This is a genomic window from Skermanella stibiiresistens SB22 (assembly GCF_000576635.1).
GTDB lineage: Bacteria > Pseudomonadota > Alphaproteobacteria > Azospirillales > Azospirillaceae > Skermanella > Skermanella stibiiresistens.
Map to the genome: position 1 here is coordinate 88889 of NZ_AVFL01000003.1, position 25824 is coordinate 114712.

Genomic DNA, 25824 nt, shown 5'->3' on the forward strand with positions numbered 1-25824 from the left:
AATGATGGGATGGCGCCGGCGGCTGGCCGCCGGCGCCCTGTTCCTGCTGACGCTGGCCGCCACGCCAGTCCTGGCGGACGACAGGGCCTTGTCGGAGCTGCTGGCGCCGCTCTGCGCCGGCGCCTCGGCGGAGCGCGTCGCCGCGGTGGACCGGCTGCTCGACGCGGTCGAGACCGGCGCCGCCGAGCCGGCCTGGGCGCTCCGGGCGCTGGAGGCGGTCGGCGGCAGGCGGCTGGTGTGTGCCGAGGGCGGGGTGTTCATCACCTCGGGTACTGGAGTGATCGACGCCGTCACCTCGGCACCCGGCCTGGCGGATGCCGTGAAGGCGCAGGGGGCGTTCGTCGACCTGCGGCTGCGGCCCTACCTGGACATGGGCTCGGCGGTGCTGCGGCTGCTGGCGTCGCCGGGAGGCCCCGCCTCGGGTGCGGCACTCGGCGAGCTTCAGAAACGCGCCAAGATCGTGCCGCCGGGACTGATCGAGCGGGCGGCGGCCGAACCGGCCAACGCGGCGCTGGCGCCGGGGTTGCGCGATGTCATGGCGGTGGCGGCGCTGAACGATCCCGATCCCGCCCTTCGGATCGCCGCGATCGGGCGGCTGGCCGAGGCGCCGTCGGAGCGCAACCGGACCCTGCTGCGCGACCTGTCGGGCGACGCGGCGCTGACATCAGATCCGGTGGTGGCGGCGGCGTTGGCCGATGGCATCACGCGGATCGAGCGCTGGCTGACCCTGGGACAGGTGGCTGCCTCCGTCTATAGCGGCTTGAGCTACGCCAGCATCCTGTTCGTCGCGGCGCTGGGCCTGGCCGTGATCTTCGGCCTGATGGGCGTGATCAACCTGGCGCAGGGCGAACTGATCATGATCGGAGCCTATGCGACCTTCCTGGTCCAGGAGGCGCTGAAGTCGGTGCTGCCCGGGCTGGTCGATTATTATCTGCTGCTGGCGATCCCCTTCGCCTTCGCCGCGTCGGGCGCCGTCGGCATCGCGATGGAGGTGACCGTCATCCGGCACCTGTACAGGAGGCCCCTGATGACGCTGCTGGCGACCTGGGCCATCAGCCTGCTGCTGATCAACCTGGTGCGGGTCACCTTCGGGACCCAGAACCTGCAATTCAACGTGCCGCCCTTCCTGAACGGCGGGACGCATGTCTTCGCCGACTTCATCGTCACCTGGAACCGGCTGTTCGCGATCGGCTTCGCGCTGGCGGTCCTGGCGGCGGCGCTGGTCGTGCTGCGGCGGACCTCGCTCGGCATGTATATCCGGGCGGTGACCGAGAACCGGGACATGGCCGGCTGCGTCGGCGTGTCGGCGCGGCGGATCGACCTGACCGCCTTCGGCATCGGATCGGGACTGGCGGGCGTCGCGGGCTTGGCGTTGTCGCCGATCTACACCGTCAACCCGGCGATGGGCGTCAACTTCATCGTCGACGCCTTCATGGTGGTCGTGCTGGGCGGGGTCGGCAGCATCGCCGGGACGGCGGCCGCGGCGCTGGGAGTCGGGATGATCAACGTCACCATCGAACCGATGTTCGGCGCGGTCGCGGCCAAGGTGATCGTGCTGCTGCTGATCATCGTCTTCATCCAATTCCGGCCCGAGGGGCTGTTCGCCGTGAAGGGGCGCCGATGAGCGGGCTCGACGACGTCCTGATCGGACCCCGGCGGCCGGCGCCGCGCCGGGGCACCGCCCCGATGGTCGCGGCGGTGCTGGCGCTGCTGGGCGTGGGGGTGCTGGCGGCGGGCGCCGGCGGCGCCGGGCCGTCCGCCTATGTCCTGAACCTGATCGGCCAGATCGCGACCTTCGGCATGCTGGCGGTGGCGCTCGACCTGATCTGGGGCTTCGCCGGGGTGCTGAGCCTGGGTCATGGGCTGTTCTTCGCGATCGGCGGCTATCTGGTCGCGATGCACATGGTCAAGGTGACCTTCCTGGCGACCGGCACGCCGCCCGACTTCATGCTGTTCATGGGCTGGGACCGGCTGCCGTTCTACTACGCCGGGTTGGAATCCTTCGCCTACACCTCCGTCCTGGTGGTCGTGGTGGCGGGGCTGGCGGCCTTCGCGATCGGCTACACGGCGTTCCGTTCCCGCGTGGCGGGGGTCTATTTCGCGATCATCACGCAGGCCTTCGTCTATGTCGCGATGCTGCTGATGTTCCGGAACGACACCGGCTTCGGCGGCAACAACGGCATGACCGGCTTCACCGAGATCCTGGGCCAGCCGTTGGCGGACCGGCGGACGGTGGCGTGGCTGAGCGGCGCCTCGATCCTGGCCGCGGCGCTGACGCTGGGCGGCTCCGCCCTGCTGACAGGCTCCCGCTTCGGCCACATGCTGATCGCGATCCGCGACGACGAGGCGCGGCTGCGCTTCCTGGGTCATGACACGCTGTGGATCAAGCTGACGGTCTGGTGCCTGTCGGCGGTCCTGGCGGCGATCGCGGGCATGCTCTACGTGCCGCAGGTCGGGATCATCAACCCGCGGGTGCTGGCGCCCGACCTGTCGATCGAGATCGCGGTCTGGGTCGCGATCGGCGGACGCGGCACCCTGACCGGCGCGTTCCTGGGCGCCGTGCTGGTCAGCGCGCTGAAGTTCCTGCTGACCGCCGTGGCGCCAGACCTGTGGCCCTTCATCCTGTCGGGATTGGTGCTGGTGGTCGTCGTGCTGCTGCCCAACGGCTTGCTGGACATCCGGGCGGTCCTGGCGTCACGCCAACGGAGGGGCACGCCATGAGCGAGGCTTTGCTGATCGACGACGTGACGGTGGCGTTCGGATCGCTGCGCGCGGTCGATGGCCTGACGCTGCGGATCGAGTACGGCGCCGTTCGGGCGATCATCGGCCCCAACGGCGCCGGCAAGACGACGCTGCTGGACGTGATCACCGGCAAGACGCGGGCGACGTCGGGCCGGGTCGTGCTGGACCGGACGACCGACCTGACGCGGCTGGGCGAGGCCGCCATCTCGCTGGCGGGCGTCGGCCGCAAGTTCCAGAAGCCCAGCGTCTTCGAGGCCCTGACCCTGCGGCAGAACCTGGCCTTGGCGCTGCGCTCGCCGGCGCGGGGCGCCCTGGCCGAGATGCTGCATCGGCCGGGACGCGACGAGTTGGACCGGATCGAGCGGGTGCTGGAGATCATCGGCATGGCCGGGAGCGGGGAAAAGCTCGCCGGCATCCTGAGCCACGGGCAGAAGCAATGGCTGGAGATCGGGATGCTGCTGATGCGGGAGCCGCGCGTGCTGCTGCTGGACGAGCCGGTCGCCGGGATGAGCGACGAGGAGACCAGCCGCACGGTCGAGCTGGTGCTGGCCTTGCGGGCGCCCGACCGGGCGGTGGTGGTGATCGAGCATGACATGGACTTCGTCGAACGCATCGCCGACTTGGTCACCGTGCTGGACCAGGGGCGCTTGCTGGTCGAGGGCGGCATGTCGGCGGTCAAGTCGGACCCGAGGGTCGTCGATGTCTATCTGGGGCGCTGAGACATGACCGGAACGGGAACCTCGGCCGGACTGGCCGTCGAGCGGCTGAACCAGCATTACGGCGGCAGCCACACCCTGCGGAACGTCTCGTTCGGCGTCGGCGACAAGGGCTGCACCGCCATCCTCGGGCGGAACGGCGCCGGCAAGACCACGCTGCTGCGCTGCCTGATGGGCGTGCTGCCGATCACCAGCGGGGCGATCGTCTGGAACGGCGCGCCGCTGACCGCCCTACCCTCCCATCGGCGCGTCCGCGCCGGTTTCGGCTATGTGCCGCAGGGACGCGAGATCTTCGCCGGGCTGACCGTTGGGCAGAACCTGGAGATCGCGGCGTCGGCCAGCGGGACCGCCGACGCCGAGGCGGCGGTGGCCGAGGCGGTGGCGCTGTTCCCGGTGATCGGCCAGATGTGGCGGCGGCGCGGCGGCGATCTGTCGGGCGGGCAGCAGCAGCAGCTGAGCATCGCCCGGGCGCTGGTCACCCGCCCGTCGCTGCTGATCCTCGACGAGCCGACCGAGGGCGTGCAGCCCTCCATCGTCAGCCGGATCGAGGAGGTGATCTCCGAACTCAGCGGGCGGCTGTCGATCCTGCTGGTCGAGCAGTATTTCGAATTCGCCCGCTCCATCGCCGACCACTACGTGGTCCTGGCCCGCGGCGAGGTCGCCGTCTCCGGCGGCACCGCCGACATGGACAGCGACGCGGTCAAGCGCTTCCTGGCCATCTGACACCTTGAGAAGAAATCCATGCCTGAGAGGAAACCCATGTACGAGTTGAAAGCCACCCCCGAGACCGTGTTCTGGGGCTATTTCGACGCCGAGACGCCGCCGGCGCTGGAGGTGCCCTCCGGTTCCGTCGTCAAGATCCACACCCTGCCCGCCTGCTTCCGCGAGGACGTTCCCGCCGATGCGTCGCTGGTGACGCCCGACCATCGGCTGGCGCTGGACACCCTGACGCCGGGCGGCCAGGACGGCCGGTTCGTCGCCGGCCCGGTCGGGCCGCACATGCTGACGGGACCGATCAAGGTCGAGGGCGCCATGCCGGGCGATGTCCTGCAGGTCGACATCCTGGAGGCGGTGCCGCGCCAGGACTGGGGCTTCTGCGCGATCCTGCCGCTGCTGGGCACGCTGCCGGAGGAGTTCACCGACTACGAACGCATCCACATCATGATCGACCGGGCCACCCAGATGGCCGAGTTGCCCTGGGGGCTGAAGCTGCCGCTCGATCCGTTCTTCGGCATCCTGGGCGTGGCGCCGCCGAAGGAGTGGGGCCGGGTCGGCTCGCCCGAGCCGCGCGCGTTCGGCGGCAACATGGACAACAAGGACCTGCGGCCGGGGACGACGGTCTACTTCCCGGTGTTCAACGAGGGCGCGCTGTTCAGCGCCGGTGACGGGCATGGCTGCCAGGGTCATGGCGAGGTCTGCATCACCGCCCTGGAGACGGCGCTGGACGGCGTGTTCCGGCTGACGGTGCGGAAGGACATGAGCCTGACCCAACCCTTCGCCGAGACGCCGGACAAGCTGATCTCGATGGGCTTCAACACCGACCTGGACGAGGCCGCCCGGCAGGCGGTGCGCGAGATGATCCAGCTGATCTGCGCCCGTACCAGCCTGACGCGGAACCAAGCCTACATGCTCTGCTCGCTGGCCGCCGACCTGCACGTGACGCAGTTGGTCGACATCAACAAGGGCGTCCACGCGGTGCTGGAGAAGAGCTGCCTCGCGACCTCGTGAGGAGTGATCTTCGCATCTTTGGTTGTGGTTTTCGTAGGTCGGGTAGAGCGGAGCGGCACCCGACGCCGCTCCCGACGCGCCTGCTTGTCGGCTGCCGCTTCGCTCTAGCCGACCTACGGTTGAATTGCTGGTGAGCTTGGGATTGACGGGGAAACGCGGCCAAAGGGCCGCGTTTCCCTTTTGCATGCTAATTTCTAGAACGCATGTTTGCCGAAGCTGCGCTGGACGGCAATGCGGTCGTGGCCGATCATCCGGCATGTCGATTGTCGATTTTTCAAGCATTTGACTTGCGGTGCGGCAGCGAGCGGGGAGTCACGGCTTTCCGCAGGCGCTGGACAAAGCGATCAAGTTGTTGATGAAAAACGAAGTTCCAGAAACCGGCATACGATTTGCAAATTCCTAAGCTGACTTGACGACCCTCAACCCGTGAAAGGTGCCATGATGACGGTCCCGCAGCGCTCCACCGGACAAGCGGCCGGGCAGCCCATCGTCCTGGATGGCATCACGCACCGGTATGGCGGGTCCACGGCGGTGGCGGACGTCAACCTCGACATCAAGGCGGGCGAGCTGATAGCGCTGCTGGGACCGTCGGGCTGCGGCAAGACCACGCTGCTGCGGATCATCGCGGGCTTCGTGGCGCAGACCGAGGGGCGGGTCATCGTCGGCGACGACGTGATCGACGGGTTGCCGCCCAACCGCCGGTCGGTCGGCATCGTCTTCCAGAACTACGCGCTGTTCCCGCACATGACCGTGGCGGAGAACGTCGCCTATGGCCCGGCGGCGCGCGGCGCCGACGCGGCGACGCAGCGGGCCGAGGCGGCGCGGATGCTGGAACTGGTCCAGCTCGGCCACTTGGCCGACCGCTATCCGCGCCAACTGTCGGGCGGGCAGCAGCAGCGGGTGGCGCTGGCCCGCGCGCTGGCCGTCAAGCCGTCGATCCTGCTGCTGGACGAGCCGTTCGCGGCACTCGACAAGAACCTGCGGCTGGACATGCAGATCGAGGTCAAGCGCATCCAACGCCTGTCCGGCATCACCACGCTGCTGGTCACCCACGACCAGGAGGAGGCGCTGTCGATGGCCGACCGCGTCGCGGTGCTGAGCCAGGGGCGGCTGGAGCAGTTCGCCGGGCCGACCGAGATCTATGACAGGCCCGGCTCGCTGTTCGTCAACACCTTCGTCGGCACCGCCAACGTGCTGCCGGGAACCCTGATCGAGAGCGGCCCATCAGGTGCCAGCGTCAAGCTGGACGCCGGCGGCGTCATCCAGGCCAGGCCGCCCGCCGCGGGACTGAGTGCCGGCGGGCGGGTCGTCGTCTGCCTGCGGCCCGAGCACCTGCGCTTCTCCGCCGAGGGCGCCCAATCCCTTGGTGGGGGGCCGGACCAGGGTATCGCCGGCGTGGTCGAGATGGGGCTGCCGCTTGGGCCCACGGTCGTCCACGAGGTCCGCGTCAGCGACGGCACCGCGATCCGCGTCTCCGAACCGCGCATCGAGCGTGCCGCGATCCTGCCGCCGGGGGCTCCCGTCCGGCTTTTCCCGATCCATCCCGGTCTAGCCTCGGTTTTTCCGCCCGCAGCCAGCCGCTGATCCCCCCAGTTCCGCCACAGGAGTTCGACGCATGCAGCTGAACCGCCGCCACCTGCTCCAGACCGCCCTCACCCTGGGCGCCATGCACGCCTTCCCCGGCATCACCTGGGCGCAGGCGCGCCCGCTGGTGTTCGCCACCTTCACCGGCAGCTGGGAGGAGGCGCACAAGGCCGTGCTGGTCCCGGCCTTCCGGAAGGCGACAAGCAACGCCGACATCGTGCTGGACCCGATGCTGTCGGTCGACCAGATCTCCAAGATCAACGCCGCCAAGTCCAACCCGCCGATCGACGTGATGCTGCACGATCCCGGCCCGGCCTTGCAGGCGATCGCGCAGGGGCTGGTCGAGCCGTACCCGGTCGAGCGGAGCGCCCACTTCAAGGATCTGATCCCAGCGGCGCAGGAGGCGACCGGTCCGTCGCCGTTCTTCCAGACGGTCGGCCTGACCTACAACCCCGACACCGTCACGACCCCGCCGACCTCGTGGGCCGACCTGTGGAAGCCGGAGTTCAAGAACCGCGTCGGCATCACCAACCTGAACTCGACCCTGGGCACCGGCTTCCTGGTCGAGATCGCCAAGATGCATGGCGGTTCGGAGTCCAACATCGAACCCGGCTTCAAGGCGCTGGACCAGCTGAAGCCCAACCTGTCCGCCGTCGCGGCCAATCCCGGCCAGCTCGCGACCCTGTTCCAGCAGGGCCAGATCGACATCTCCCCCGGCAACTTCAACGCCATCCAGATCCTGAAGGCGCGCGGCGTGCCGGTCGAATGGGTGGCCCCCAAGGAGGGCGCCATCGCCTTCAAGACGACGATCCACATCGTCAGGAACTCGCCCAACCAGGAGTTGGCGTTCAAGCTGATCGAGGCCGCGCTGTCGCCCGAGGTCCAGGCCCAGCTGATGGAGGAGCCCTACCTGATCGTGCCGACCAACACCAAGGTCCGCATGGGGGGCGAGATCGCCAAGGCCCTGGCGAAGGATCACGCCGACATGCTGTCGAAGTTCGTCTTCCAGGACTGGGCGAAGATCAACGAGCAGCGCTCCGCCTGGATCGAGCGGTTCAACCGCGAAATCCGGATCTGACGCGCCGTATCGGGAAGGAGGGGGACAATGGCGGGTTCCAGACGATCCATCACCAGTTACGAGGTCCGGCTGGCGTTTCCGCTCGCCCTGTTCTTCGTGGTCTTCTTCCTGACGCCGCTGGTGATCCTGTTCATCCTGAGCCTGCGCTCCGATCCGCAGGGGACCAGCCATGGCGTCGGGCAGTACGTCCAGTTCCTGGGCGACGCCTTCAGCCTGGGCGTGTTGGGATCGACCCTGTGGCTGGGGGTCAAGGTGACGGTCCTGGCGCTGGTGCTAGGCTACCCGGTGGCGTGGCTGCATGTCCGCTCCCCTGGTTGGGCCAAGGGCGTCATCATGCTGATCGTGCTGCTGCCGCTGTTGACCAGCGTGGTGGTCAGGACCTTCGCCTGGATCGTCATCCTGGGACGGCAGGGCATCGTAAACACGATGCTGATCGACCTGGGCCTGATCGACACCCCGCTCCGCCTGCTCTACACCGAGACCGGCGTCGTGGTGGCCCTGGCGCAGGTCCAGATGCCGCTGATGGTGCTGCCGCTGATCACGGCGCTGTCCAGGATCGACCCCAACCTGGCCGACGCCTCGTCGATGCTGGGCGCCGGGCATTGGCGGACCTTCCGCAAGGTGCTGCTGCCGCTCTCGCTGCCGGGGATACTCGCCGGCTGCCTGCTGACCTACGCCGCCGCGATCACCGCCTTCATCACCCAGAGCCTGGTGGGAGGCGGGCAGATGCTGTTCATGCCGTCCTACATCTACCAGCAGGCCTCGGCCTTGCAGAACTGGCCGTTCGCCGCCGCCATCTCGATCATCTTCCTGGTCGCGGTCCTGGCGGTGGTGTCGATCTTCAACGTGCTGGGCCGCCTGTCGCGCGGCTACGCCCATGGCTGAGGGAGGGTCGGGCATGAACCGACGCGCCGTCGATTACGAGGCCTTCAGCTTCCGCTTCGTCATGGTGGCGGTGGCGCTGCTGACGCTGGTGCTGCTGGCCGCCCCCACCGTGGTGGTGCTGGTGGTGTCGTTCACCAACGGCTTTTCGCTGCGCTTTCCGCCGCCGGGTTATTCGTTCCGCTGGTATGTCGAGCTGTGGAAAGCCTGGCAACTCCAGTTCGCCATGGTCAACAGCCTGAAGGTGGCGATGTGGACCACGCTGCTGTCGGTCGTGCTGGGTGTCGCGGCGGCGCTGGGCATCGCGCGGTCCGACCGGCTGACCGCGAAGGTGCTGGACAGCCTGTTCATGTCGCCGCTGGTGCTGCCGGCGCTGGCGTTCGGGCTGTCGGCCCTGATGTTCTTCTCCCTGATCGGGCTGCCGGTATCGCCGCTGACGCTGATCCTGGGCCACACGGTCGTGTCGGTGCCCTTCGTCGTCCGCAACACCGTGGCGGCGCTGGCCCAGCTGAACCCGTCGCTGCTGGAGGCGTCGGCCAGCCTGGGCGCCAGCCGGCTGCTGACCTTCCGCAGGATCACCCTGCCGCTGATCCGGCCCGGCATTTTGGCCGGTGGTTTTATCTGCTTCATGGCGTCGTTCGACAACGTGCCGGTCTCGCTGTTCCTGCGCGACGCGGCCACCGACATGCTGCCGATCCGCATGTGGCAGGACCTGGAAGGCAAGCTGGACGTCACCATCGCGGCGCTGTCGGGCGTGCTGATCGTCGCGACCATCGCGCTGATCATGGTGATGGAACGGGTCGCAGGTCTGTCGAAGCGGCTGACTTGAGCAAGTGGGCGTGAACGGTTTCAGCTGCCGCGGAACAGCATGATGCCCCAGGGCGTGAATTTGAGCGGGAGGTGGTAATGGCGCTCGACATCCCCCACCACGAAGCGGAACGGCACGGTGTCGAGGAAACCCAGCTGGTCCTCCGGATAGCCGGTGGCGCGCAGCCAAGCGCCAATGTGGAACAGCGCCTCGTAGGTGCCGCCGGTGATGCCATGACCCAGCTTGCTCGGGTGGTCGAGCACGCCGTCGGAACCCAGGCGGCCCGATGCGACCAGGGTGCGTTCACTCCCCGAGGCGCTTCCCAGGTGGTGCAACTCGACCTCCAGCCCCTCCGCCGGAAGCCCGCGCGCCACATCGACGCCATGTATGGAAATTCCGCCCGCCAAGCCCGTTCTCCCCGCCAGTTGGATGACCCGACCATGCCGGCCCGATCATGAAGACCCAGACTGTCACCGCCATCGCGGCTTCCGTCAACCAGGGCGATGCCGGCGGCGCCCGCGCGGTGACCGAGCGGTTCCTGTCGGCCATATCCTCGCTGAACCCCGGACTCAACGCGATCGTCCAGCATGACTCCGCCGACTGTCTGGCGCAGGCCGACGCGGTGGACCGCCGTATCGCGGCGGGCGAGCGGCTGGCGCTGGCGGGGGTGCCGGTGGCGGTCAAGGACAACATCTGGGTCGCCGACCGCGTGGTCACGCAGGGCTCGCTGCTGTTCGCCGGCTTTCGGCCGCCCGCCGACGCGATCGCGGTGGAACGGCTGCGGGCGGCGGGCGCCGTCATCCTGGGCATGGCGAACACGTCGGAATTCGCCTGCAAGGGCGTCACCACCAACAAGGCGTTCGGCGCCACCCGCCATCCGATGGACCGGTCGCTGACCCCCGGCGGATCGTCGGGCGGTCCGGCGGTCGCGGTCGCCGCCGGTCTGGCTCCCCTGGCGCTGGGCACGGATTCCGGCGGGTCGAGCCGACGCCCTCCCGCCCATGTCGGCGTGGTGGGATTCAAGCCAAGCCTTGGCGCCATCCCCTATGGACCGGGCTTCGCGGAGCCTGTTTCCGGGGTCGGCGTCATGGCGCCCATCACCAGGACGGTGGCGGACGCGGCGCTGGTGTTCGAGACGCTGGCGGGCTTCGACGCGCGCGATCCCGACAGCGCGATGCCGCTGGCCCCGGCGGACGACCGGCCGCTCCGCGTCGGGTATAGCCCGCGCTTCGGCCTGGACGCGGCGGTCGACGCCGATGTGGTGGCCGCCATCGAAGCCGCCGTGGCGGCGCTGGCCGGGGCTGGGGCCTTGATCGTCCGGCGTGATCCGGTGTGGCCGGTGGGTGTCACGGAGACGGCGCTGATGCCGTTGCAGCACGCCGGACTGGCGGCGATCCATGGCGAGGCGTTTAGGCGCCAGCCCGACTTGTTCGACCCCGATATCACCGTGCAGATCGAACAGGGATTGGCCCTGTCCGCCGCCGCGGTTGCCGCCGCCCTGCTGCTGAGCGCCGAACTGGCGAGGCGGGCCGCAGAGAATTTCGTGGACGTCGACCTGCTGATCGGGCCGACCGTGCCCTGCGTGGCGTGGCCTCGCGACCAACTCGGCCCGGCGACGATCGGCGGCGTGCCGGTGGCGCCCCGCGCGCATGCCGTCTTCACGCCGCTGTTCAACCACGCCCGGGTTCCCGCGATCAGCATCCCCTGCGGGACGGGCCGCGCCGGGTTGCCGGTGGGTCTCCAGATCGTCGGGCCACGCGGGCATGACCGACGGGTGCTGGCCTTCGCCGGGTTCGCCGAGGGAGTGCTGGCCGGTGGTGGCTGAGGCGGTTTTATCCCGGTCGGGCGAGCCCCAGCGCCGCGCCGACATTCCGCCGCGGCTGCACGAGGTGGCGTTGGGTACGCTGCGCCGGATGATCGTCCATGGCGAGTTGGCTCCCGGCCAGAGGCTGTCGGAGCCGGAGCTTTGCGACCTGCTCGGCCTGTCCCGCACGCCGCTGCGGGAGGCGCTGAAACTGCTGGCGAGCGAGGGGCTGGTCATGCTCCGGCGCAACCGATCCTCCATCGTGGCGCCGCTCGACCCGGCGGCGCTGCATGGACTGTTCGAGGCTGAAAGCTGCATCGAGGCCTTCGCGGCGGGGCTCGCCGCCACGCGGATGACGGCGGCCGACCTGAAACGCCTGCGCGCCTTACAGGAGCGGATGGAGCTGCTGCGGGAGCGGGGCGACCTGAAGGGCTATTTCGACCTCAACCAACGGATCCACCGCGCGATCGTCGCAGGGGCCAAGAACCCCGCCCTTCTGGAGGCCCATGACCTGCTGATCGGCCGTCTGGCGCGGGCGCGCTATCTGGCGCTCGCCATCCAAGGACGCTGGGAGCAATCCATCGAGGAGCACCGCAACCTGCTGGCGGCACTGGAGGCGCGCGACGCGGAGCGGGCGCGCCACGTCTTCGCCCAACACATCGGCAGGACGGGCGACGCGATCGCCGCCTTCGCCGCGGCCAGGGCCAAGCCCAAGCCAACACCGATTTCTCCCCAACCTTGAAGAGCCACGTCCATGGAACACTCCCCTCCTTCGGTCTCCCTCCAGGATCGCGTGCTGCTGGGCATGCTGACCCCCTCGTCCAACACCGTGGTGGAGCCGGTCACCTCGGCCATGCTGAGCGGGCTGCCAGAAGTCACCGGCCATTTCGGGCGCTTTCCGGTGACCGAGATCTCCTTGCTGCCGGCCGCCCTCAACCAGTTCGACGAGGAGCCGTTCCTAGCGGCGGCCCGGCTGCTGGCCGACGCCAAACCCCATGTGATCGGCTGGAACGGCACCTCGGCCGGCTGGCTCGGGTTCGACGCCGACGAGCGGCTGTGCGACCGGCTGCTGGCGGAGACCGGCATCCCGGCCTGCACCTCGATGCTGGCGCTGAACGAAATCCTGGACGCGACGGAACGCAAGCGGATCGCCATCGTCAGTCCGTACCTCGACGAGATCCAGGAGAAGATGATCGCCAACTACCGCGCGGCTGGCTTCGACGTGGTGGCCGAGCGGCACCTGAACGACCGGGGCAACTTCTCGTTCTCGGAGGTCACCGAGGAACGGATCGAGAGCCTGTGCGCCGAGGTCGCCAAGGCCAAGCCGCAAGCCATCGCGATCATCTGCACCAACATGCGCGGCGCCCCGGTCGCCGAGCGGGTGGAGAAGGCGTTGGGCATCCCCGTCTACGACACCATCACCACGGTGGTGTGGAAGGCGCTTCGGATGACCGGGGTGGACACGAGGCGGGTCCAGGGCTGGGGGAGCCTGTTCCAGGAACTCGCCTGACGGCGTGACGAGGGGGAGAAGCGATCAGTCACTCCCGCTCGTTATTGACTAAACCAAATGTCTGGCGGACTATTCCCAAGAAACCGGTCGGCTAGTGCCGAATCGAGCGCGCGATCATGATTACAACAGTGCGTGCGACTCGTTCGGCCCAAGTAAACGGTTCCACGCCTATTCGATCACATCCACCTAAAATACTAAAAATAATCTTGGGAGGAAATCTTGGTCAGCAATCCGCTCAGCCTTCTCGCCGGAGGCCGATGGTCATTGGCCGCCCGCGCGCTGGCTTTGACGCTCGCGACGACCACAAGTTTTTCCGGGGGCACGGCCTTGGCCGACCAGCCCACCGTGACGCTCCCGGAAAGCTCGCCCTTTCCGGAGAACGTGACATCGACGGCCGACGGCACGCTCTATGTCAGCAGCATCAGCCATGGCGGCATCACCCGCGCCAAGCCTGGTGCTTCGACCGCCGAGGTCTGGATCGAACCGGGAGCTTTCGAGACGCGCTCCACCTTCGGCCTGCTGGCCGACGAGCGCTCGGGCATGCTGTGGGTCTGCTCCAACGACGCGTCGGCGATTGGGCAGAAGGGACCAAGCCAAGTCGAGGGCGGTTGGGTCAAGGGCTTCGACCTCGCGACGGGGCAAGGCAAGGTCAGCGCCAAGCTGCCGGGAGCCCCCGCGATCTGCAATGATTTCGCGATCGGGGCGGACGGCTCCGTCTACGCCACAAACACGATGGCCGCGCAGATCCTGCGGCTCAAGCCGGGCGCCACGGAACTGGAAAGCTGGCTGGTCGACGACACCCTGAAGGGCGGTGTGGACGGGATCGCCTTCGGCGAGGATGGCAACCTCTACGTCAACACGTTCCTGAGCGGCGAGTTGTTCCAGATCGGCGTCAAGGACGGCGCGCCGGGCAAGGTGACGAAGCTCAAGACATCGCGCCCCTTGAAAAACCCGGATGGCATCCGGCCGGTCAACGGCGGTTTCCTGATGGTCGAAGGCGATGGACCGTTGGATTTCGTGACCGTTTCGGGGGATGTGGCGAACATCGAGACGCTTGAACGGTTCAAGGGTCCGACTGGCGTCACGATCGCCGGTGACACGGTCTGGATCGCCGAGGGCCAGTTGGATCACATCTTCGATCCAGCGAAGAAGGACCTGCCGCTGCCGACCTTCCAGATCCGCGCGACGCCGCTGGTCAAGCGTTAAGCGGGCGTCACTCAGGATCTCAACCGTAGGTCGGCTAGAGCGAAGCGGCAGCCGACAAGCGGGTGCGTCGGGAGTGGTGTCGGCTGCCGCTTCGCTCTAGCCGACCTACGCAGGCACAAGTTTTAGTAGCAACATGAGGGCGTTAGAAGAAGATGTCGGCTAGGGCGTCCTCGGTCTCGATCGGCGCGGTCGAGGGCGAGAAGCGTTCGTGGATCTTCCGCTCGCTGGCCATGGTGTAGCGGGCGGCGATCTGGGCGAGGATGCGGTTCTCGCGGTCGGGAACCGAGGTGGGCAGCGCCCTCGCGACCCGTTCCAGCTGATCGACGGTGGCGCGCAGGGGCTGGTCCAGGCGCGTCTCGGTGATGATCCGCCGCGCGTTGTCGGCGAGCGACGCCGAGACGTGGCGGCCTTCCCCGGCGAGCGCCGCCATGGCCGACGAGAGACGGTCGCCACCATGCCCGAGCTTGGAGACGGACAACCCGATACGCGCTTCCAGCATCGAGATCGAGCGGGCGCTCTGTTCACGCCTTTGGCGGTCCAGGATGTCGCTGTCGGACATGACATCCTTGAGGACGACCTTGAGAAGCCGGGCGTCCTCGACGATCTGGCTGGCGTAGCCGCGGAGTTCGTGCGCGATGGCGCTCAAGGTTCGACCCTCGTCGCCCAGGCGTCCGCATTTGAAGGCGGCGTTCAGGCCGATCAGTCGCATGTCGGTCTCGATCGCCCGGACCGCTTCGGCCCGCCTGACCAGATCGCCAAGGGTCCGCGACAGGCTTTCCGTCACGTGGTCGACCTTGCCCCGGGCGGTCTGGCACTCGGTCATCAAGGCGCTGACGGTGGCGATCCGGTCACGGAGCCTGTCCAGGAACGAGCCGCCGGACCCACCGTCGCTCCCCAGCATGTCGGCTCCCAGATCGACCAATGCCGCGGCGTCCAGCGACAGTCGGCGCAAGGCCTCGGAAGTTCGGCGCGTCTCGTCGGCGAACTCGTCGGCGGCCTGACCGACCTGCGCCGCCTGGAGCAGGCAGACCGTCGTTCCCGCTCCATACCACGGGTCGTCCTCCATCAGGAGGTCAAGCGCCTGGGCGACATGGTCCAGGCGCTGCCTTGTCCGGTCGCCGATCTGCAAGGACATGACCGCCGCTCCGATCTGGCTGGCGATCTGTCCGGATCGTTCGCCGATCGTCGATGCCAGGGTGGCCGATCGGGCGCGATGGGCGCGGAACAGGCGAAGCTCCGTGTCCAGGCGCTCGGCGACCGCCGCCAGCGACTGCCCGTACCGGCGCCGGAACGTGTCCTGTTCGGCCTGGGCGGAGCGCAGGAGGAGATCCAGGCCGACATGGTCGCGGTCGAGATCGCCGACCGTCCTCTCCACAGTCTTTGCGAGGCGCGTGACCTGCTGGGTGAAGACGCCGAAGTCCTCGCCACCGTTCGACAGATGGGCCGCCGCGATCCGCGCGTTGACCGACAGCAGCGCTATGACGCCGACCGTGCTCCGAAGCTTGGTGACGGACGAGCCGACCTGTCCGATCGAGCCGCGCAGCCGGGCGAGCACCCTCTCCTCGTCGGCGAGGGATGCCGCCATGGAAGCCGCCGCGGCGGCGACTTCGGTCAGGTGTTCACAGGCTTGGCGCAGATCCTCGCCGTCCAGCTCGCCCGGCAACGCTTCGAACGCCTCGGTCAGTCGGCCGAAGACATCGACGGCGATCGAGAGGCCGTCTCCCACGCCGAGCAGGACGCCATCGGCGGTTTCGAGCGGTTCGCGGAACAGACCGGCGATGACGGACAGTTCCTGGGCGGGTTCCGCCGCCAACATGGGCGATGGGAAAGGCTCAGTCATCGATGTCGGACCCTGAAAGGCTGGAGCGGTATGAAGCGGTTCCGGCCCGCGCCCGCGTGATCTCGGCGGCGATGTGATCGAGCGGCACGACCCGGTCGACGGCACCGAGAGCCATCGCCTCTTTCGGCATGCCGAACACGACGCAGGTCTCCTCGTCCTGGGCGAGCGTGGTGGCGCCCGCCTTACGCATCTCCAGCAGGCCATGGGCGCCATCATCGCCCATGCCGGTCATGATGATGCCGACCGCGTTGGCCCCGGCGTATTGTGCCGCGGACCGGAACAGCACGTCGACGGACGGGCGGTGCCGGGAGACCAGGGGGCCGTCCTTGATCGCCACGTTGTAACGGGCGCCGCCGCGGTGGAGCAGCATGTGGCTGTTGCCTGGAGCGATTAGGACCAGACCGGGCAGCACGGCGTCGCCATCCCTGGCCTCCCGGACCTCGACTTGGCAAATCCCATCCAGGCGGCGCGCGAAGGCGGCGGTGAACATCTCCGGCATGTGCTGCACGATCACGACGCCCGGACTGTCGACGGGCAGCGCCTCCAGAACCCGCCGCAGCGCCTCGGTGCCCCCGGTGGACGCTCCGACGCAGACGACCCGCTCGGTCGTCCGCGCCATGGCCTTCGCGGCGACGGGCGGCGGCAGGATGACATCGGCGCTCAGCTTCGCCTCGACCGTCCGCGAGGGACGGCCGCTCCGGCTCCATTTGGCGCGGGCGGCGCCTTTGATCGCGTCGCGGATGCGGACGCTGGATTCCAGTAGGAACTGCTTGGTGTCGGTCCTGGGCTTGCAAATCACGTCAAGCGCCCCCGCCTCCATGGCGTGGACCAGCGTTTCCGAGTTCTCCTCGGTCAGCGACGAGCACATGACGACCGGGATCGGTCGCTGGGCCATGATCTTCCGCAGGAAGGTGATGCCGTCCATCCTCGGCATCTCGACATCCAGGATGATGACGTCGGGAACCTCCTTCTGGATGCGGGCCGCCGCGACGAAGGGGTCGGTCGCGGTGCCCATCACCTCGAGATCGGGATCGCCGCCGATGATATCCGCCAGCGTTTGCCGGATGGACGCGCTGTCGTCGACGATCAGGACGCGGATCTTCGGGCGCATGGCAGCTCCTATCGCCTGCGGAAGATCGTCGGCGCGATCTGGACCAAGTCCAAGCCGAGCCCGACCGTGGATTCGGAATGGCCGAGAAACAGGAAGCCGCCGGGCTGGAGATGGCGGCTCAGGCGCTCGACGACCGCGCGCTGGGTCGGCTTGTCGAAATAGATCAGCACGTTGCGGCAGAAGATGACGTCGATGTCGGCATCCACCGGATAGTCGCGGTCCATCAGGTTGAGCCGCTGGAAGCGCGCCATCCGCCGCAGTTCGGGCACGACGCGGAACTCCCGGCGGTTCGGATCACGCGCGCGCATGACGTAGCGCCGCATCCCGGCCGGGATTTGCGCCAGCATGTCGTCGGGATATATGGCCGCGACCGCCTGCTCCAGGACCTCGCCGCAGATGTCCGTTCCCAGGATCGCGACGTTGCGGTTGCCGATCCTCCTGAACAGGTCGGCCAGCGTCATGGCCATGGTGTAGGCCTCGGCGCCGGTGGAACAAGCGGCGCTCCACAGCTTGAGTTTCCGGTCGCTGGCGCGGCGGTCGGCCAGCAAGGCCGGCACCGCCTGGTCGCACAGGTACCGGAAATGGTCGGGTTCGCGGAAGAAGTCGGTCTTGTTGGTGGTGACCGCGTCGACCAGATGGTCGAATTCGGCGTCCAAGCCGCCGTGCTGGAACAGGTAGTCGCAATATTCGACGATGCCGTCGAATCCCAGGACGCGGACCCGCTTCCGCAACCGCCCCTCGATCATGGTGAGCTTGCCCGGCGGCAGCTGGATGCCGGTGTAGGATTGGAAGATGTCGGCCAGCCGCCCATAGTCGTCCGTCCCGAGCCGGTCCACCTTTGGCCGGTCGCCGTATGGATTTGGAGCCATTCAAGCGGCCACTCCGGACGCCAGCGGGTCCTCGTCGGCGAACAGCTTCTCCAGGTCGAAGACGATGACGAAGCCATCGCCCCGGCGTCCGACGCCGACGACGCAGCGGGCTTCCCACCGCGCGCCGATGTCTGGCGGCGGGTCCATCCGGTCGCCATCCATCGCCGTGACCTCGAACACCCGATCCGCCAGCAAGCCGAGGACCAGGACGCGGCCCGCCGCGGCGAGTTCCGTCACGATGATCCTGCTGTCGGGGGTGGCCGGCACAGCCGGCATGCCCAGCTTCACCCTGAGGTCGATCACCGGGATGCTCCGTCCCCGGACATCGATGATGCCCAGCAGGTAGGCCGGCGCGTGCGGCAAGCTGGAGATCGCCCGGACGTCGAGGATCTCCCGCACCTTGCCGACGGGAACGGCGAACACCTCGCGGTCCAAGCCAAGTGTCACGTACTGGTCCCTGTCCGCCATGCCCTTACCCGTCCCGATCCCCATGTTTCCCGCTCCCCGGCGTTCCGGTCCAGACACTCAGTTCCGCTGGAACTCGGCGTCGACCGCATCCCCGGCGTCGGCCAGATCGAAGGCGAAGCCGCCCTCCGACTGCCGGCTCCCGCCGACGCTCCGCCCGCCGGAGGCCGCGCGTCCGCCGAAGCCCTTGTGTCGCGCCGCGGCACCAGCGGGTTTGGCGCCGGCGATCCTGGACGCGGGTCCCGGCCGGAACGCGGAGGCCGGACGGGCCAGCGGCCGGGCGCCGGCCGTCTTGTAGGGAGCGGCCACGACGGAGGCCGGCCGCTCCTCGGCGCGGAAGTAGCCGATCGAGGCTTGCAGCTGTTCCGACTGGGCGGCCAGTTCCTCCGATGTGGCGGAGACTTGTTCCGACGCGCTGGCGTTCTGCTGGGTGACCTTGTCCAATTGCTGGATCGCCTGGTTGATCTGCTCCGCCCCGATATCCTGCTCGCGGCAGGCGGCGGTGATCTCCTCCACCAGTTCGGCGGTCCGCTTGATGTCCGGCACCAGCCGGGTCAGCATGTCGCCGGCCTCGCGGGCCACCTTGACCGTGTCGGTCGACAGCGTGCCGATCTCCGCGGCGGCGGCTTGGCTGCGCTCGGCCAACTTGCGGACCTCCGACGCCACCACCGCGAACCCCTTGCCGTGCTCGCCGGCGCGGGCCGCCTCGACGGCGGCGTTGAGGGCCAGCAGGTCGGTCTGACGGGCGATCTCCTGGACGATGGTGATCTTCTCGGCGATCGTCTGCATCGCGTCGACGGCGCGGCCCACCGCCTCGCCGCTGGCCTGGGCGTTGCTGGCGGACTGGTGCGCGATCTTCTCGGTCTGCCCGGCGTTCTCGGCGTTCTGCTTGATGTTGGCGGCCATCTCCTCCATCGAGGACGAGGCTTGTTCGGTCGCCGAAGCCTGTTCGGTGGCGCCTTGGGACAGTTGCTCGGCGCTGGCCGAAAGCTCCTGGCTGCCGGCGGAGACGTTGGAGACCGCCGTCGTGACCTCGCCCACCACCGTGCGCAGACGTCCGACCATGTCGTTGATGTGGCCCAGCAGGTCGCCGATCTCGTCGTTGGACGACACGGTTGCGGTCTGGGTCAAGTCGCCGGACGCCACCGTCTTGGCGAGTTCGCCGGCCCGCGCCAGTCCCCTGCCGATCGTGACCGAGATCCAGACCGCCGCCATGATGGCGACCGCGAGCGAGGCGAGGATGACCGAGACCAGCAGGAACCGGGCGTCCTCATAGTTCGCCACCGCGTTGGCCTTGGCCTCCGCCATCTGGTTCTTGATGCGCTCCAGGTAGGCCGTGGCCGCGTCGTCCGCCTCCAGCAGGGCCTTCCTGCTGTCACCGACCGACAGTTGGAGCGCTTGGATGCCGCCACCCTCGCGGTTGATGGCGATGACCTGTTCCTCCAGCTTGATCCACTGATCGAACCGCGCGCCGAACTGATCGAAGGTGTCGATGGCGGCACCGTCGGAGAAGTAGCCGCGCAAGGCGGTCTTCTGGCGGCGGAGCGCTTCGATCCGCTCGGTCAGCGCCTTCGCCTGACGATCCATCTCGGTCATGGTGTCAATGGTAAGGAAACCCTGGGTGTCGCCGGCGACGCCAGCCATCTCGATCCGCAGCCGATCGGCGGCGTCGGAGGCCGCCTCCGGATCGCGCGACAGGCCGCCATTTTCCAGTTGCGCCGTGATCCGGCCCAACGCTCCCGACGCCGACTCGAACGCCGGCTTGCCCTCGCGGTTCGTCAGGTCGCGGGCGCGTTGGGACGATCCCAGCCGGGCCAGATGGGCGGCCTTGTCCTGAACCTCGGCCTGCCGGTTGAAGCTGGCCGTGAACTTGTCGAGGATCCGCTTGCCCTCGTCGGACGCCATCGCGTAGGTGGTGTCGCGGGTCCGCCTGACCTCTTCCCGCGCCTTCAGCATCTCGCCCTGGAACCGCGCCATGTCCTCGTCATTGGTGGCCAGCAGCATGTTCTTCTCGCCGCGCACCGAGTTGACCAGCCCGATCGACAGCTCCTGGGCCAACTCCAGCCGCTTGGCGTCGATGTTGATGACGTGCTCGACCGTGTCGTTGAGGGCGGACAGCTTGGAATAGGCGAGCCCGCCGGAAATCATCGACAGGCCGATGACGGCGCCGAAAGCGATCCCCAGCTTGAGCTTGATGGAAAATCTCATAGTCTGCTCCATGCGAATAGCCGACGGCGCGGGGGGCGGCGGTTGGCGGGTGGTTGCGGTGGTCACGGAAGGATTGGTCCGGGCGGCTTCAGGCGAAGATCCGCTCCAGATCGGGGATGATGACGAAGTCGTCGGATCGCTTGCCGATGCAGCGGACGAATTCCGGCTGCCAGCGCATCCCGATCCTGGGGGCCGGTTCGATCGATGCCGCTGGGATCGCCGTGACCTCGAAGACCTTGTCGGCGAGGATGCCGACGATGATCGGCTCGCCATCCAGCGGGATTTCGATCACGACGATGCGGGTGTCGATCGTCCGAGGCGTCGGCTCCATCCCGAAACGGGAGCGGAGGTCGGCCAGCGGCACGACCTTGCCGCGGACATTGATCATGCCGCGCACGAAGGACCGGGCGCCGGGCACCTCGGTGACCGGGACCGGATCGAGGATTTCCCGGACGACACCCGCCTCGATCGCGAACACCTCGCCATCCAGGCTGAGCGTCAGCACCTCGAGGGCGGTGGGTGTCCCACCAGGGGAGGTGGTGGGGAGGAAAAGCGGTTCGGCCATGACGCTACGCGACCTCCAGCCGGCGGGCGCCTTGCCGTTCTTCCCGGGCGCGGCCCAGTTCGACCAGCTGCGCCACGTCCAGGATCAGAGCGAGCGTGCCGTCTCCCAGGATGGTGGCGCCCGAGAAGGTCTCGACATCGGCGTGCAGCCGGGACAGCGACTTGATCACCGTCTGGTGGCTGCCGATGATCTGATCGACCACCAGCCCGACGCGGAAGTCCCCCGACGCGACGATCACCACCCGCTGATGCGGGTCGGGCGCCAGGTTGGTCATGAACAGGTCGCGCAGCCTCATGAAGGGAACGAGATCGTCGCGGATGTTGAGGAAGCTGCGCCCCTTGGACCGGGTGTCGTCGGCCAGCGTCAGGGCCACGCATTCCTCCACCGCCGAGAGCGGGATGACGTAGCGGCCCTGCCCGACCCGGACGAGCAGCCCATCGATGATGGCGAGCGTCAGCGGCAGCCGGAGAGTCACCACCGTGCCACGCCCCGGCGTGGTCGCGATGTCGATGCCGCCGTGCAGCCCCTCGACCGTCCGCTTGACCACGTCCATGCCGACTCCCCGGCCGGACACGGCGGAGATTTCCCGCGCGGTCGAGAAGCCGGGATGGAACAGGAACTGGAACAGGTCGCCGTCGGCGATCTCGGTTCCAGGAGCCAGCAACCCGCGCTCCTCGGCCTTGGCCCGGATCCGGTCGCGGTCGAGGCCGCGGCCATCGTCGATGATCGAGACCAGGACCTCGGCCCCGGCGTGCCGCGCCACCAGACGGAGGGTTCCGGTCGCGGGCTTGCCCCGGTCGGCGCGCTCGTCCGGTCCTTCAAGGCCATGGTCGATCGCGTTGCGGATGAGGTGGACGACGGGTTCGGCCAGCCGCTCGATCATGGTCTTGTCGAGCTCGGTTCCCTCCCCCGCCGTGATCAGGTCGACCCGCTTGCCGAGGCTGCGCGACAGGTCGTGGACGAGACGGCGGAAGCGGCCGAACAGCGAGCCGATCGGCACCATCCGGATGCCCATGGTGGTGTCGCGCAAGCCGGAGGTCAGCCGCTCCAACTCCTCCGCCACCGATTTGACGTTGGGATCGGCGCTGACGGCGGCGAGCTGGGTCAGCCGCGCCTGGGCGATGACGAGTTCACCCACCCTGTCCATCAGCTCGTCCAGCCGCTCGGCGGCCACACGCAGGCTCATGCCGGGTTTGGCGGCGTCCCGCTCGGGGCGCGGCTCATCGGCTTCGGGGCTCGCGATGGGGGCGGCGATTGGGGCGATGACCGGAGAGGCCACCGGCGCCGTAGGTTCGGGGCTTCGCGCGGTTTCCTCGACGCGCTCGATCCGGAGCTCCATGTCGTCGATGACGAACATGAAGACTTCCTTGATCGTGGATTTCGGATGGGCGGTGTCGAGGGTGACGTCCCAGCCCAGATGGCAGTCGTCCGCCTCCATCTCGTCCAGCGGGGGGATGGTGTCGGTCAAGGCTGCGACGGTGGCGTTCCCCAGCGAACGTAGCTCGTCCAGCAGCAGGAGCGGGTTCGTGCCGGTGGCCATCGCGTCCTTGGCGAGACGGAAACGCACCCGCCACGTCACCGCGTCCGGAGCGTCGGGCGCCGCGGTCGCCGTCACGTCGGTCCCATCGACCACGTGGCGCAAATCGCCGAGTATCCGCTCGCTCTCCGCCGGGTCGACCCGATCGGGCGTCTCGATCAGCGCGCGGATGTGGTCCTTGGCGGCGAGCGACACGGCGATCAGGTCGGGACTGACCGGAACCAGTCCGTTGCGGACCCGGTCGAAGGCCGTCTCGAAGTCGTGGGTGAAATCGGCGACGCTGCCGTAGCCCATCATCGCGCCCGATCCCTTGATCGTGTGCAGGGCGCGGAACACGGTGTCGACCAGATCGCGCCCATCCGACGCGCCGTCGAGATCGAGAAGCGACGCCTCCAGCTGCTCAAGCAGCTCCTGAGCCTCCTGGCGGAAGATCTCGATCGGGTCGGTCATGGTCACGGGCCGACGACCTTGCGGACGACGGTGACGAGCTGCTCCTGCTGGAACGGCTTGACGATCCAGGCGGTGGCACCGGCCTCCTTGGCCTGCCGCTTGATGTCGCCATCCGACTCCGTGGTCAGGAAGACGATCGGGATGCCGCGGTGGGTCGGGAGTTTCCGCAGTTCGCGGATGAAGGTGAGCCCGTCCATCACCGGCATGTTCAAGTCGGTGATGACCATGTGGATCGGCGTCGATTTGGCCTTCGCCAATCCCTCGGCGCCGTTGGCGGCCTCGGCGATCTGGTAGCCGGCGGCGGAGAGGGTGAGCTTGACCATTTGCCGGATGCTTGGCGAATCATCGACCGTCAGAATGGTTTTCATGGCTGTTCAATGGCCCCTGTCATCCAGAATGAATGGTCCGCCGCGGCGGCGGATGCTCCCGAACCCAGGAGGCCGCCGCGCGCCAGGGTGTCGAGCAACGCGCCGGCCGCGGGAGCCGAAAGTGTGATGGACTTACCGAGTTTGACCGCGGTGCGCCGGGCGGCGAGCAGTAGTTGGACGAAACTGAGGTCAACATCGGTGGCGCCCGAGCAGTCCACCTCGACCGAATCCCCATCGCGAAAGGCATCCAAGAGGGACGAGCGGATATGCGCGGCTTCCGGCACGGTGAGGGAGCCAGCAAAACGAACAAGTATTGTTTTCTTTTCGTTTACCATTCTCGAAATCTCAGGCATCCAACTGTAAAACTACTAAAACCTCTAGGAATAATTTAATACCGTCACCGGGTTTCGATACTGTTAAAGCTTGCTCATTCAGGCGATATCACGAAGGTGATAAGCTTGCGCTGTCATTTTATAGTTAGATCGACTTAGAACGTTCTTGCTTCATCGTGACGAAGGATGATGAACGATCCCAAATGGACCGCCATGCGACGGATCAAGAAACATCGTGGCGTCACCAAGGAAACGCTGTGATTTTCGCAGATCCAACTGATGTCGGTTGAATACCTTTGCCCTCCGCCGAGGGTACGAAGTTATGTGATAAACAGCATGGGGGATCTGGCCGCTCGTTTATTTTCGATAAATTGATCTAGTCGATCAGGAAAGCGTCGCCATGTGGCAACAAATCTATGCCCCGCTCGGCAACATCTACCTGTCGGCGCTGGGGGCCGCGGTTCCCATCCTGTTTTTCCTCATCGCCCTGACCGTCCTGAAGCTCCAAGGACTGGTCGCGGCGGTCGTGACGCTGGTCATCTCCGCCGCGGTGTCGCTGTTCCTGTTCGGCATGCCGGCTGAGAAGATCCTGAGCGCCGCCGTCTTCGGCATCGCCAGCGGGCTCTGGCCGATCGGCTACATCGTGCTGATGGCGGTCTGGCTCTACAAGCTGGCGGTCAAGAGCGGCAAGTTCGAGGTCATCCGGGGCAGCATCGCCACCATCTCCGAGGATCAGCGTGTCCAAGTCGTGTTGATCGCGTTCTGCTTCGGCGGCTTCCTCGAGGGTGCCGCCGGTTTCGGCGTGCCCATCGCGATCTGCGCGGCGCTGCTGGTCGAGCTTGGCTTCCGGCCGGTGAAGGCGGCCATGCTGTGCCTGCTGGCGAACGCCGCGTCCGGCGCCTATGGCGCCATCGGCATCCCGGTCCTGGTCGGCGCCCAGCAGGGAGGGGTGGACTTGGCCGACATGTCGCTGGTGATGATCGCCATCGTGCAGTTGTCCACCTTGTTCGTCCCGACCCTGCTGGTCCTGGTGCTCGACGGCTTCCGGGGAGTTCGGGAGACTTGGCCGGTCCTGGTCCTGATCGGCGGGCTGTTCAGCGGCGTCCAGTCCGTGACGCTTTACCTGCTTGGACCGGAGCTGACGGATATCGGGGCGCCGCTGGTCTCGATGGGCGCCCTCGCCCTCTTCATGCAAGTCTGGCGACCCAGGCACATCTACCGCGAGGCTGGAGCGCCGCCGATGTCGGACCGGCGCTGGCCGCTGAAACAGGTGATCGCGGCGTGGTCGCCCTTCTACATCCTGACCGGCGTCATCCTGGTCTGGAGCCTGCCGGCCTTCAAGGGCTTGTTCGCCGTAGGCGGGCCGCTGGCCGACACGGTCCTGAGGCTGGCGATCCCCCATCTGCACTTGGCGGTCCAGGAAACGCCGCCGATCGCTGCGGCCGTCCGCGACTTGCCCGCGATCTGGAGCGTGGCGCTGGTCGGCGCGCCGGGAACCGCCATCCTGATCTCGGCCATCCTGACGACGCTGCTGTCGAGCAGGCTGTCCCTTCCCGCCGCCGGGCGGCAACTGGTCCAGACCGTGGCGGAGCTGTGGCGGCCGCTGGCCATGATCTGCCTGATCATGGCGGTCGCCTATATCGCCAACTTCTCCGGCGCCTCCTCCAGCATCGGGCTGGGCTTGGCCGAGACCGGGCGCCTGTTCCCGCTGATCTCGCCGGTGATCGGCTGGCTTGGCGTGTTCATCACCGGCTCCGTGGTCAACAGCAACACCCTGTTCGCCCATCTGCAGTCGGTTACGGCCTCGCAGATCGGGATCAGCCAAGCGCTGCTGGTGGCGGCCAACACCAGCGGCGGCGTCATGGCGAAGCTGATCTCGCCGCAGTCGATCGCCATCGCCGCCGGCGCCGTCGGTCAGGTGGGCAACGAGTCGGCCATCATGCGGACGACGCTGACGTACAGCCTGGCGCTGCTCGCCTATGTTTGCGTCTGGACCTTCGCGCTGTCGTTCCTGCTGTGAG

At 67.7% G+C, this 25824-nt stretch carries 24 protein-coding genes; 14 read left to right on the top strand and 10 right to left on the bottom strand.

Annotated features, from left to right (window positions below; genetic code table 11):
* Position 1: 1 nt before the first annotated feature.
* The 9 genes from urtB to N825_RS05605 all read left to right on the top strand — a co-directional run bounded on the left by urtB (position 2) and on the right by N825_RS05605 (position 9559).
* A complete protein-coding gene (urtB, locus tag N825_RS05565; protein WP_198038193.1) occupies positions 2–1624 on the top strand; it encodes an urea ABC transporter permease subunit UrtB in 1623 nt (540 codons plus the stop codon).
* Positions 1621–2721 carry an urea ABC transporter permease subunit UrtC gene (gene urtC, locus N825_RS05570; RefSeq protein WP_051511590.1) on the top strand — a complete coding sequence of 367 codons (1101 nt, stop codon included), beginning with the start codon at positions 1621–1623 and terminating at the stop codon, positions 2719–2721. The genes urtB and urtC overlap by 4 nt, the downstream gene beginning before the upstream one ends.
* Positions 2718–3461, top strand: a complete 744-nt coding sequence (gene urtD, locus N825_RS05575; protein WP_037448121.1) for an urea ABC transporter ATP-binding protein UrtD — start codon at positions 2718–2720, stop codon at positions 3459–3461. Before urtC ends, urtD begins: the two co-directional genes overlap by 4 nt.
* A 3-nt stretch (positions 3462–3464) precedes the next feature.
* Entirely contained in the window at positions 3465–4181 is a 717-nt protein-coding gene (gene urtE / locus N825_RS05580) for an urea ABC transporter ATP-binding subunit UrtE (RefSeq protein ID WP_037448123.1), read from the top strand.
* A gap of 18 nt (positions 4182–4199) precedes the next feature.
* Positions 4200–5186, top strand: coding sequence for an acetamidase/formamidase family protein (locus N825_RS05585; protein ID WP_051511591.1), 987 nt, complete (start codon positions 4200–4202; stop codon positions 5184–5186).
* 438 nt (positions 5187–5624) lie between these two features.
* Positions 5625–6770: an ABC transporter ATP-binding protein gene (locus N825_RS05590; RefSeq protein ID WP_084164388.1), complete on the top strand. Its 1146-nt coding sequence runs from the start codon at positions 5625–5627 to the stop codon at positions 6768–6770.
* 31 nt (positions 6771–6801) lie between these two features.
* Positions 6802–7848 (top strand): ABC transporter substrate-binding protein, encoded by a 1047-nt coding sequence (locus N825_RS05595; protein WP_037448127.1) that lies wholly within the window; start codon positions 6802–6804, stop codon positions 7846–7848.
* Positions 7849–7875: 27 nt separating this feature from the next.
* Positions 7876–8733 (top strand): ABC transporter permease, encoded by an 858-nt coding sequence (locus tag N825_RS05600; RefSeq protein WP_037448130.1) that lies wholly within the window; start codon positions 7876–7878, stop codon positions 8731–8733.
* Positions 8734–8746: 13 nt separating this feature from the next.
* Positions 8747–9559, top strand: a complete 813-nt coding sequence (locus N825_RS05605) for an ABC transporter permease (RefSeq protein WP_037448655.1) — start codon at positions 8747–8749, stop codon at positions 9557–9559.
* 20 nt (positions 9560–9579) lie between these two features.
* Here the strand turns inward: N825_RS05605 and N825_RS05610 are convergent, their stop codons facing one another.
* The gene (locus N825_RS05610) at positions 9580–9945 is read right to left on the bottom strand and encodes a hydroxyisourate hydrolase (protein ID WP_037448132.1); all 366 of its coding nucleotides are present in this window, start codon (positions 9943–9945) and stop codon (positions 9580–9582) included.
* Positions 9946–9992: 47 nt separating this feature from the next.
* Between N825_RS05610 and N825_RS05615 the strand changes: the two genes are divergently transcribed.
* From N825_RS05615 to N825_RS05630, 4 genes are all read left to right on the top strand, one after another.
* Positions 9993–11363, top strand: coding sequence for an amidase (locus N825_RS05615; RefSeq protein WP_037448135.1), 1371 nt, complete (start codon positions 9993–9995; stop codon positions 11361–11363).
* Positions 11356–12084, top strand: a complete 729-nt coding sequence (locus N825_RS05620) for a GntR family transcriptional regulator (RefSeq protein ID WP_245613019.1) — start codon at positions 11356–11358, stop codon at positions 12082–12084. The genes N825_RS05615 and N825_RS05620 overlap by 8 nt, the downstream gene beginning before the upstream one ends.
* 12 nt (positions 12085–12096) lie before the next feature.
* On the top strand, positions 12097–12852 hold the full coding sequence (locus N825_RS05625) for a maleate cis-trans isomerase family protein (RefSeq protein WP_051511592.1): 756 nt from the start codon (positions 12097–12099) through the stop codon (positions 12850–12852).
* Between the two features lie 219 nt (positions 12853–13071).
* Positions 13072–14058, top strand: a complete 987-nt coding sequence (locus N825_RS05630) for an NHL repeat-containing protein (protein ID WP_198038194.1) — start codon at positions 13072–13074, stop codon at positions 14056–14058.
* Between the two features lie 142 nt (positions 14059–14200).
* On the opposite strand, the gene N825_RS05635 is transcribed toward N825_RS05630, so the two are convergent.
* The 9 genes from N825_RS05635 to N825_RS05675 all read right to left on the bottom strand — a co-directional run bounded on the left by N825_RS05635 (position 14201) and on the right by N825_RS05675 (position 23806).
* Complete coding sequence (locus tag N825_RS05635) at positions 14201–15898, bottom strand: hypothetical protein (protein WP_157618998.1); 1698 nt, start codon at positions 15896–15898, stop codon at positions 14201–14203.
* Positions 15891–17009 (bottom strand): protein-glutamate methylesterase/protein-glutamine glutaminase, encoded by a 1119-nt coding sequence (locus N825_RS05640; protein WP_037448143.1) that lies wholly within the window; start codon positions 17007–17009, stop codon positions 15891–15893. Before N825_RS05640 ends, N825_RS05635 begins: the two co-directional genes overlap by 8 nt.
* 8 nt (positions 17010–17017) lie before the next feature.
* Positions 17018–17878, bottom strand: coding sequence for a CheR family methyltransferase (locus tag N825_RS05645; RefSeq protein WP_037448147.1), 861 nt, complete (start codon positions 17876–17878; stop codon positions 17018–17020).
* Entirely contained in the window at positions 17879–18370 is a 492-nt protein-coding gene (locus tag N825_RS05650) for a chemotaxis protein CheW (RefSeq protein WP_245613020.1), read from the bottom strand.
* Between the two features lie 33 nt (positions 18371–18403).
* The gene (locus N825_RS05655; protein WP_037448152.1) at positions 18404–20551 is read right to left on the bottom strand and encodes a HAMP domain-containing methyl-accepting chemotaxis protein; all 2148 of its coding nucleotides are present in this window, start codon (positions 20549–20551) and stop codon (positions 18404–18406) included.
* Between the two features lie 88 nt (positions 20552–20639).
* Complete coding sequence (locus N825_RS05660) at positions 20640–21116, bottom strand: chemotaxis protein CheW (protein ID WP_051511593.1); 477 nt, start codon at positions 21114–21116, stop codon at positions 20640–20642.
* Between the two features lie 4 nt (positions 21117–21120).
* The gene (locus N825_RS05665) at positions 21121–23103 is read right to left on the bottom strand and encodes a chemotaxis protein CheA (protein WP_245613028.1); all 1983 of its coding nucleotides are present in this window, start codon (positions 23101–23103) and stop codon (positions 21121–21123) included.
* Between the two features lie 2 nt (positions 23104–23105).
* The gene (locus N825_RS05670; RefSeq protein ID WP_037448157.1) at positions 23106–23471 is read right to left on the bottom strand and encodes a response regulator; all 366 of its coding nucleotides are present in this window, start codon (positions 23469–23471) and stop codon (positions 23106–23108) included.
* The gene (locus N825_RS05675) at positions 23468–23806 is read right to left on the bottom strand and encodes an STAS domain-containing protein (protein ID WP_051511594.1); all 339 of its coding nucleotides are present in this window, start codon (positions 23804–23806) and stop codon (positions 23468–23470) included. Before N825_RS05675 ends, N825_RS05670 begins: the two co-directional genes overlap by 4 nt.
* A gap of 397 nt (positions 23807–24203) precedes the next feature.
* Here N825_RS05675 and N825_RS05680 point away from each other — a divergent pair, with 397 nt between their 5' ends.
* On the top strand, positions 24204–25823 hold the full coding sequence (locus N825_RS05680; RefSeq protein WP_037448160.1) for an L-lactate permease: 1620 nt from the start codon (positions 24204–24206) through the stop codon (positions 25821–25823).
* Position 25824: the final 1 nt, after the last annotated feature.